The 2763-nt window shown below is 35.0% G+C and carries 5 protein-coding genes and 1 tRNA gene; all 6 read left to right on the top strand.

Going from position 1 to position 2763, the window contains the following annotated elements:
• Window positions 1–663: EF-Tu C-terminal domain-related protein (locus tag ACVC2P_RS10125; RefSeq protein ID WP_452598359.1), on the top strand; the 663-nt coding region annotated here is incomplete at its 5' end.
• 66 nt (window positions 664–729) lie between these two features.
• Window positions 730–802: transfer RNA gene (locus ACVC2P_RS10120), tRNA-Trp, on the top strand.
• Window positions 803–900: 98 nt separating this feature from the next.
• Window positions 901–1095 carry a preprotein translocase subunit SecE gene (secE, locus tag ACVC2P_RS10115; protein WP_452598358.1) on the top strand — a complete coding sequence of 65 codons (195 nt, stop codon included), beginning with the start codon at window positions 901–903 and terminating at the stop codon, window positions 1093–1095.
• 12 nt (window positions 1096–1107) lie between these two features.
• Entirely contained in the window at window positions 1108–1662 is a 555-nt protein-coding gene (nusG, locus tag ACVC2P_RS10110; RefSeq protein ID WP_452598357.1) for a transcription termination/antitermination protein NusG, read from the top strand.
• Window positions 1663–1734: 72 nt separating this feature from the next.
• Window positions 1735–2175 carry a 50S ribosomal protein L11 gene (gene rplK / locus ACVC2P_RS10105; protein ID WP_452598356.1) on the top strand — a complete coding sequence of 147 codons (441 nt, stop codon included), beginning with the start codon at window positions 1735–1737 and terminating at the stop codon, window positions 2173–2175.
• A 17-nt stretch (window positions 2176–2192) separates the two neighbouring features.
• Window positions 2193–2763 (top strand): 50S ribosomal protein L1 (rplA, locus tag ACVC2P_RS10100; protein WP_452598355.1); only part of this gene is annotated, 571 nt, incomplete at its 3' end.

Raw genomic sequence — 2763 nt, 5'->3', positions numbered from 1 at the left:
GCTTTAGGTGCACTTAACGGTGAGCAAAAATGGGTTGATACTGTATTAGAATTAATGAAAGAAGTAGATGCATGGATTGAAGAGCCATTAAGAGAGGTTGATAAAGATTTCTTAATGCCAATCGAAGATGTATTCTCTATTACAGGTCGTGGTACTGTAGCAACTGGTCGTATTGAAACTGGTATTGCTAACACTGGAGATCCTGTAGAGATAATTGGTATGGGAGCTGAAAAATTAACATCTACTATTACAGGAATTGAAATGTTCCGTCAAATATTAGATAGAGGTGAAGCTGGAGATAATGCAGGTATCTTATTAAGAGGTATTGCTAAAGAAGATATCTCTAGAGGTATGGTAATCTGTAAGCCAGGTTCTGTAACACCACACAACAAATTCAAAGCAGAGGTTTATATCCTTAAAAAAGAAGAAGGTGGACGTCACACTCCATTCCATAACAACTACCGTCCACAGTTTTACGTACGTACAACTGACGTAACAGGAAACATTGCTTTACCTGATGGAGTAGAGATGGTAATGCCTGGAGATAACTTAACAATTACTGTTGATTTAATCCAACCAATTGCAATGAACGTAGGTTTACGTTTCGCTATCCGTGAAGGAGGTAGAACAGTTGGAGCTGGACAGGTAACTGAAATTTTATAATAAACGTAGTTTATTAAATATAAAAAGTTAAGGTGTTTCTTTTTTGAAGCGCCTTGACTTTTATCTACGGGTTTAGCTCAGTTGGTAGAGCACTGGTCTCCAAAACCAGGTGTCGGGAGTTCGAGTCTCTCAACCCGTGCTTAGTGAAAAATAAAGTCTTTTGAGTTTTGTTTTTCAGACGTTAAGTTAAAATTACAAAGGAATGATTTATGTCAATCCTTGAAAAAAGAAATATAAATGGCTGGAATAGTAAATTACATAAAAGAATCATTCGGTGAATTAAAAAATAATGTGACTTGGACGCCTTGGTCCGAAACACAAAATTTAACCGTTTTAGTTGCTGTATTTTCAATTATATTCTCTTTAGTTGTATGGGGAATAGATACTGTTTTCAGTAAAGTTATAAGTCAATATTTTAATTTAATATCCTAAAGTTAATATTCGATGGCTGAAGTAGGAGAAAAAAAGTGGTACGTTGTAAGAGCGGTAAGTGGTCAAGAAAATAAGATTAAAACCTATATCGAGAATGAAATAGCTCGTTTAGGATATCAAGATTATGTTGAGAAAGTGCTGGTTCCTACAGAAAATGTAGTACAAATAAGAAATGGGAAAAAAATAACCAAAGAGAAAGTATATTTCAGTGGTTATATAATGATTAAAGCGAATTTAACAGGAGAAATACCTCACGTAATAAAATCAATTACTAACGTTATAGGTTTCTTAGGCGCTACAAAAGGAGGAGATCCATTACCGTTAAGACAATCTGAAGTAAACAGAATGTTAGGTAAAGTAGATGAGTTAACTGTAGAAACAGATACTAATGTAGCAATCCCTTATACAAAAGGAGAAACTGTAAAAGTAATAGATGGACCATTTAATGGATTCGATGGTACCATAGAAAATATAAACGAAGAAAAGCGTAAGCTAGAAGTAATGGTGAAGATTTTTGGAAGAAAAACACCATTAGAGTTAAGCTATATGCAAGTAGAAAAGATATAATAATTGTTACATAAAGATGGGATTAATTTATGCTTCCAAAATATAAATTAATACCGAACTAAATTATTAAAAATGGCAAAAGAATTAAGTAAAGTAGTTAAGTTACAAGTAAGGGGAGGTGCTGCGAATCCGTCGCCACCGGTTGGACCCGCTTTAGGTGCTGCTGGAGTTAACATTATGGAGTTCTGTAAGCAGTTTAATGCTAGAACACAGGACAAATCTGGTAAAGTATTACCAGTTGTTATCTCGGTTTACAAAGACAAATCTTTCGAGTTTGTTATTAAAACCCCTCCAGCTGCAGTACAATTATTAGAAGCGGCCAAAGTGAAAAAAGGATCAGGTGAACCTCACGTAAAAAAAGTAGCAAAAGTTTCTTGGGATCAAATCAGAACTATTGCAGAAGACAAAATGCCAGATTTAAATGCATTTACAATCGAATCTGCAATGAAAATGGTAGCTGGAACAGCAAGATCTATGGGTATAACTGTTAAAGGTGGTGAAGCACCTAATTAACCTAAAAAGATTTTAAAATGGCAAGATTAACAAAGAAACAAAAAGAAGCTCAAGCAAAAATCGAAAAGGATAAAGTATATTCTTTAGCAGAAGCTTCAGCATTAGTAAAAGAAATAACCAATACAAAGTTTGATGCATCAGTGGATATCGCTGTTCGTCTTGGAGTAGATCCAAGAAAAGCTAATCAAATGGTGAGAGGAGTAGTATCTCTTCCTCACGGTACTGGTAAAGATGTAAAAGTATTAGCATTAGTAACTCCAGATAAAGAAGATGAAGCAAAAGCAGCTGGAGCAGATTACGTTGGATTACAAGAATATCTTGATAAAATTAAATCAGGATGGACAGATGTAGACGTAATTATTACTATGCCTAGTGTAATGGGTAAATTAGGGCCTCTAGGACGTGTTTTAGGACCTCGTGGATTAATGCCTAACCCAAAGACAGGAACAGTAACTATGGATGTCGCTAAAGCGGTTACAGAAGTAAAAGCTGGTAAAATTGACTTTAAAGTTGATAAAACAGGTATCGTACACGCTGCAATAGGAAAAGCATCTTTTAGTGCTGAGAAAATTGCAGGTAACGCAAACG

The organism is Pontimicrobium sp. MEBiC01747 (assembly GCF_053601635.1).
This window is presented reverse-complemented; position numbering and strand designations above follow the sequence as displayed.